The organism is Streptomyces sp. NPDC059455 (genome assembly GCF_042750115.1).
Lineage (GTDB): Bacteria > Actinomycetota > Actinomycetes > Streptomycetales > Streptomycetaceae > Streptomyces > Streptomyces endocoffeicus.
Genome location: NZ_JBHYVB010000352.1, coordinates 1 through 6,550 on the forward strand (window position 1 = coordinate 1; position 6,550 = coordinate 6,550).

Annotated in this window: 5 protein-coding genes; all 5 read left to right on the plus strand. The window is 70.4% G+C overall.

The annotated features are described in order from the left end of the window. The first annotated feature begins 91 nt into the window (after nucleotides 1-91). Nucleotides 92-856, plus strand: a complete 765-nt coding sequence (locus ACFXB5_RS51730) for an SDR family NAD(P)-dependent oxidoreductase (protein ID WP_385222600.1) — start codon at nucleotides 92-94, stop codon at nucleotides 854-856. A 154-nt stretch (nucleotides 857-1,010) separates the two neighbouring features. After that, on the plus strand, nucleotides 1,011-2,615 hold the full coding sequence (locus tag ACFXB5_RS51735; protein WP_385222603.1) for an NAD(P)-binding domain-containing protein: 1,605 nt from the start codon (nucleotides 1,011-1,013) through the stop codon (nucleotides 2,613-2,615). 9 nt (nucleotides 2,616-2,624) lie between these two features. After that, complete coding sequence (locus tag ACFXB5_RS51740) at nucleotides 2,625-3,743, plus strand: alpha-hydroxy acid oxidase (protein WP_385222606.1); 1,119 nt, start codon at nucleotides 2,625-2,627, stop codon at nucleotides 3,741-3,743. Continuing rightward, complete coding sequence (locus tag ACFXB5_RS51745; RefSeq protein ID WP_385222609.1) at nucleotides 3,740-5,173, plus strand: cytochrome P450; 1,434 nt, start codon at nucleotides 3,740-3,742, stop codon at nucleotides 5,171-5,173. Before ACFXB5_RS51740 ends, ACFXB5_RS51745 begins: the two co-directional genes overlap by 4 nt. Before the next feature lie 13 nt (nucleotides 5,174-5,186). Then, the coding region (locus tag ACFXB5_RS51750) for a cation:proton antiporter (protein ID WP_385222611.1) at nucleotides 5,187-6,550 on the plus strand (1,364 nt) is incomplete at its 3' end.

The window sequence follows — 6,550 nt, forward strand, 5'->3', positions numbered from 1 at the left end:
GTGCACACCCCGGGTGGGGTGCGCACGGTCCGCAGCACACATCGATCTCGGACCCGTCCATCTCGGACGACATGGAGAAGGGAAGACAACCGTGAACAGCACCGGTCTTCAGGATCGCGCCGTCATCGTCACCGGAGCGGGATCGGGGATCGGCCGGGCCGCGGCCCTGACGTTCGCCGCCCAGGGGGCGAAGGTGCTGGTCGCGGACCTCGACCGGGACGGCGCCGAACAGGTTGTCGCGGCGATAGGGGCGGCGGGCGGGGTGGCCCGTGCGGCGGTCGGCGACCTCGGCGACCAGCGGGTGGTGGACGAGGTCGTCGCCACGGCCGTGGAGGCGTTCGGCGGTGTGGACGTCCTGGTGAACAACGCCGGCATCATGGACCGCTTCTCGGCGGTGGCGGACACCGACGACACCGAATGGGACCGGGTGCTGCGGGTCAATCTGACGGCCCCGTTCATGCTCACCCGGGCCGCGCTGCCGCACATGCTGGCGGCTGGCCGGGGCTCGATCGTCTTCACCGCCTCGGAGGCGTCGCTGCGCGGCAGTACGGCCGGCGCCGCCTACACCGCCTCCAAGCACGGTGTGGTGGGCCTGGTGAAGTCCCTCGCGGTGATGTACCGGGAGCAGGGGATCCGGGCCAACGCGATCGCCCCCGGCGGCACCGCCACCGCCATGCGGGTCGACGCCCGACCGGGAGAACATGGCCCGGCCGTCATCGGAGCCCATACCTCGAGCGTCGGCAGGATCGCCACGGCCGAGGAGCAGGCCGCCGCCATCCTCTTCCTCGCCTCCGACGCCGCGAGCAATGTCAACGGCGTCCTCCTGCCCGTGGACAACGGCTGGTCGGCCGTCTGATCCGACGCCGGGCCCATCACACTGGCCTGTTTTCGATGTTGCTCAAGGTGACGGCGGCTCATTAGAGTGGTTATTGAGACTTAAAGGAAAATTGTCACGGCTTTCCCCTGTCATCGCGCTCCCCACGGCATCGCGCTCTTGAAAGGAAGGCACTGTGCACAACCAATCTCTCCACTCTTCCGAGGCTCTTGACTACCTTGTCATCGGTGCCGGCCCCGCCGGCCTCCAGCTCGGGCACCTGCTGGCGACGGCGGGCCATACGTACCGGATCCTGGAAGCCGGAAACAGACCGGGCACCTTCTTTCAAAAGTTCCCCCGCCACCGCCAGCTGATCTCCAGCAACAAGGTGCACACCGGTATCGACGACCCCGAGTTCAACCTCCGGATGGACTGGAACTCCCTGCTGTCCCCCGATCCGGAGCTGCTGTTCACGCGTTACAGCAAGCGCTACTTCCCGGCCGCCGACGACTACGTGCGTTATCTGGCCGACTTCGCCGAGGCGTTCGACCTCGACATCGCCTTTGACACCCGGGCGGTGCGGATCCGCCGCGACGACGACGGCTTCACCGTCACCGATCAGCACGGCGGCGACCACCGGGGCCGCCGGCTGGTGATGGCCACCGGGGTGAGCCGACCCTATATCCCCGATGTGCCCGGTATCGAGACCGCCGAGGACTACTCCGATGTCTCGGTGGACCCCGAGGACTTCACCGACCAGCGCGTATTGATCCTCGGCAAGGGCAACTCCGCGCTGGAGACGGCCGACAACCTCATCGAGACGGCCGCCGTCATCCATGTGGCCGGACCGCACAGCCTGCGGCTGGCGTGGAAGAGCCACTATGTGGGCCATCTGCGTGCCGTCAACAACAACTTCCTCGACACCTACCAGCTCAAATCGCAGAACGCCATACTCGACGGCAATGTGCTCTCAATCGAGAAGGAGCCGGGCGACGGCGGCCGGTACCGGGTGCGGTTCAGCTTCTCCCGGGCGAACGAGGTCGTGAAGGAGATCCCCTACGACCGGATCATCGTGTGCACCGGCTTCCGCTTCGACGCCTCGCCGTTCGACCCCGAATGCCGCCCCGAGCTGGTCATCAACGACCGCTTCGCCGCCCTCACCCCGGCATACGAGTCGGTCAATGTGCCCGGGCTGTACTTCGCCGGCACCCTCACCCAGCAGCGCGACTTCAAGAAGTCCACCAATGGCTTTATCCACGGATTCCGCTATGGCGTACGGGCGTTGAGCCGCATTCTCGACGAACGCCACCATGACCGGGCCTGGCCGACCCAGCCGCTGGCCACCGATCCGGCCGCGCTGGCGGACGCCGTGGTGGCGCGGGTGAACCGCAGTTCCGCGCTGTGGCAGCAGTTCGGTGTGATCGGCGATCTGCTGGTCACGGCCGACGGCGACCAGGCCCGCTACCACGAGGAGGTGCCGGTCGCCTACGCCCATGAATCCCCCCTGACGGCGGGCGCCGACTACTTCGTCGTCACCCTGGAGTACGGCCCCGACCACGACAAGGTCGACCCCTTCGACATCACGGTGCGCCGGGCGGCGCAGAACTCGGTCGGGGAAGCCTTCGACGCCTCCTATCTGCATCCCGTGATCCGCCACTTCCGGGGCGGTGAGCTCCTCGGCACCCACCACATGGCCGAGAACCTGGAGAACGAGTGGAACCACCCGAAGGTCCACCACGCCCCGCTGGTCGAGTTCTTCGCGCGTGAGCTGGACGCGCAGCCCGCCGGCGCGGGGCGGTGACACCGCGCCATGCTGATGACCGTCCAGGACTTCGAAACCGCCGCCCGGACGAGACTCGACCCCGTCCACGCCGACTTCATCGCCGGTGGCGCCGGGGACGAGATCACCGTACGGGCCAATGAAGAGGCGTTCCGGCGGCTGCGGCTGCTGCCCAGGGTGCTGCGCGGCAACACCGAGCGGGCGCTGGACATCACCGTGCTCGGCAGCCGCGCACGGACGCCGATCCTGCTCTCACCGACCGCATTCCACAAACTCCTCGTCGAGGAAGGGGAGTTGGCCACCGCACAAGCCGCCACGGCCGCCGGCGCGATCATGATCGTGAGCATGGCGTCCACGGTGGCGGTGGAGGACATCGCGGAGGCCACCCGTGGCGCCGGTGGGGACGGCGACCCGGCGCCCCTGTGGTTCCAGCTCTACCTCCAGCCGGACCTGGAGTTCACCCGGTCCCTGGTACGGCGGGCCACCGACGCGGGGTGCACCGCGCTGGTGGTCACCGTGGACTCCCCGGTGCGCGGCGCGCACGAGCGCGATGTGCGCAACGGCTTCCTCGACCTGCCGGACGGACTGCGCTGCGAGCACATGGTCGATCCGCGCGAGGGCGGCCGGGTGCGGCCGATCGCCATGTCGGCGGAGATCACCTGGACCCATATCGACTGGCTGCGCGGGATCACCTCGCTGCCGATCCTGCTCAAGGGCGCTCTGCACCCCGAGGACGCCCGGCTGGCGGTGCGCCACGGCGTGGACGGGCTGCTGCTGTCCAACCACGGGGGCCGTCAGCTGGACACCGTGCCCGCCACGGTCGAGCTCCTCCCCGAGATCCACGCGGCGGTGGCCGGACGGATCCCGATCGTGCTGGACGGCGGGGTGCGACGGGGCACCGATGTGGTCAAGGCGCTGGCGCTCGGCGCGTCCGCCGTGGGCATCGGCCGGCCGGTGATGTGGGCCCTGGCCGAGGGCGGCGAGAAGGGCGTACGGCGGCTGCTGGAGCTGCTGCGCGAGGAGCTCGACCAGGCCCTCGCGCTGTGCGGCGCCTCCGGTGTCCAGGACCTCACCCCGGATCTGGTGCGCGCCCCGGTGTGGCCTCCCGCCGACGCGTCCGCCGCCCTGCCCGGTGGAGTGGTCTCATGAGCCGCCTCGGACGGGCGGCCACCGGTGCGGCGGCGGTGGCGCTGACGGCCAGCCTGCCGTACTGGCTGCCCCGGCTGGTGATCGACCTGCGGGTGCGCCTCTTCGCGCGGGTCAACGGCGAGGAGGGGATTCCGGCACCCGGCCGTGAGGTGCCCGTCGAGGAGTTCAAACGGGTCTACGGGCATCCGGCCGCGAACGGCCGCAGCCGCGGCGCCGCCCTGTCCGACCTCTTCTGGTACTGGCTCTCCCCCGGCCCCGAGGTCCACCAGGAGCATCTGGAACCCGGCCCCCGGTACGACGAGGTGGCCAGGACGACCCGGCAGATCCTCGCCGGGCTCTCCCGGGAGCGGTGGAGCGAACTGGTCGGCCGCTGCACCCGGCGGGTGCTCGATGAACTCGACCAGGACACCGGCGGATACGGCACCCGGGAACACCGGGTGCGGCTGCGCGACTTGATGATGCCGGTGTGGGCCGAGGTCTACTACGAAGTGGTCTTCCGCGAACCGTGCCCACGTCATGTCCGGGACCTGATCGTCGGCAACGCCGACGACGTGGTCAGCGCCCTGAAGTGCACCAGCCTGCGCCATATGGACCGGCGGAACCGGCTCACCGCGTATCTGCGCGAACGGCTGGCGAGCGATCCCCCGCCGGTGCCGCTGCCGTCGCTGCTCAACCGACGGGAGCAGGCGTACTACCTCCAGGGCACGTTCTTCAACACCGCCGTGGTGCAGACGTCGGAGGCGATGGCCCATCTGCTGCTGGCACTCGCCACGCACCAGAGCGTCCAGGACCGACTGCTCTCCGGCGAGGAGGACGCCGACTACCTGGACCATGTCATCAACGAGACGCTCCAGCACTTCCCGCTGTTCGGCGTGGCCCACCGCATCACCACCGGGGAGATCCCCCGGGGCGACGGACCTCCGATACCCACGGGTTCGGTCCTGCTGTTCAACTACCCCGAGTATCAGCGGTCGGGAGCCACCGGCCCACAGCGGTTCGACCCCGGGCGCTGGCTGTCCGCCGACACCCGGCCCTCGGCCTTCATCCCGTTCGGGGTGACCGCCAACCGGCCCTGCCCGGCCCGTGGTTTCGCCGTGCTGACCATGCGGGTCGCGGCCGAGGAGATGCTCCGGCGCTTCCGGCTGGAGTCCACGGCCGAGCACACCCGGTCGCTGCCCAGCCGCGGGCCCTGTCTGCTGATCCCGCACACCGACCGGCCGGCCACGGCGGGCCGGAGACCGGCCGGGCGGGCGGCGAGGCTCGCCGGGATGCGGCTGGGCGACCGGTGGGCGGCCATCCCGCGCAGCCTCACCCAGCTGGTGCTCGGCGGCTACATGGTGTGGGACGCCCAGCGCCAGGGACTGTGCCGGAACTACTTCGCCACGGCCTCCGGTGATCTCGCCGAACCCGCCGTCGCCGTAAGCCGATGAGGAGGGTGAGACGATGACTCCCACAGAGCTCGCCCCCGCCTTCTTCATCGCGGCCGTGGTGATCCTGCTGACCTGCCGGCTGGTGGTGCTGATGGCGGGCCGGTTCGGCCAGCCGCCGGTGGTCGGGGAGATGATCGCCGGTGTGCTGCTCGGCCCGTCGCTCTTCGGGCTGGTGGCGCCGGGCGCCTCGGACGCGGTCTTCCCACCGGAGCTCAGACCGGTGCTCTATGTGGCCGGGCAGATCGGCCTGGTGGCGCTGATGTTCCACGCGGGGTACGAATTCAGGGCCCATGCCGGTAAGGGGCTGGCCGGAACCGCGGTGACGGTCTCCGCCGCCGGGGTGGTGGTCCCGCTGCTGCTGGGCGTGGGGCTGACCTTCGCCGCCCACGGCCACGTTCCCCTCTTCGTCGACGGGGTCTCGATCTGGGTGACCGCGGCCTTCGTCGGGGTCGCCCTTGCCATCACCGCCTTCCCGATGCTGGCGCGCATCATCACCGAGCAGGGGATCTCCGGGACCCGGCACGGCTCGCTGTCCCTCGCCTCGGGGGCCACCGACGACGCGGCCGCCTGGCTCATGCTCGCCGGAGTGCTGAGCGTGGCCTCGGAGAAGACGGGTCCGATCGTCAAGGCGCTGGGCGGTTCGCTGGTGTTCGTGGCCGTCCTGTTCCTGGTGGGCCGGCGTCTGCTGGCGTGGATCATGACCAGGCCGGGGCTGAGCGATGAGACCCGGCTGCTGTTCACGGTCGCGGTGCTGTTCTGCGGCGCCTGGTTCACCGACATCATCCAGCTGTACGCGGTCTTCGGGGCGTTCTGCGTCGGGCTGGCCATGCCGCGCCACGAGGCGTCCGAGCGGGTGGTGCGGACCGTCCAGGGGGCGACCCAGGTCATCTTCGTGCCGATGTTCTTCACATACTCGGGTCTGAACACACGCTTCGACGTGTTCGCCGACCCGGCCGTGATGGCCTTCGGCGCGGCCTGTGTCGTGCTCGCGTCGGTCGGCAAGTTCGGCGGTTGCTGGGCGGCCGCCAAGCTGTGCGGGGAGCCGGGTGCGGTGGCGGTCAGGGTCGGCGCCCTGATGAACGCGCGCGGGCTGATGCAGCTCATCGCCCTCAACATCGGGCTGTCGGCCGGGATCGTCGGCGATGAGCTGTTCGCGGCGCTGGTCCTGGTGGCCCTGGTGACCACGGTGATGACGGTCCCGGTGCTCAACTGGCTGGACCGCCGGGACGCCAGGTCCCGGGCGGCCGGGGAGCCGAGCCGCCCCCCGGGCGCGGGGGCGGCCCGGCGCGGTGCGCCCCCCCCCCCCCGGGGGGCCGGCGGCGCGGCGGCCCGCGCGTCCATGGCCTTGCGGTCGATCATGCCGAAGCGGCGCGGCTG

Coding starts and splice junctions, on each gene's coding strand:
- ACFXB5_RS51740 (WP_385222606.1), top strand. CDS start 2,625: ATGCTGATGACCGTCCAGGACTTCGAAACCGCCGCCCGGACGAGACTC.
- ACFXB5_RS51745 (WP_385222609.1), top strand. CDS start 3,740: ATGAGCCGCCTCGGACGGGCGGCCACCGGTGCGGCGGCGGTGGCGCTG.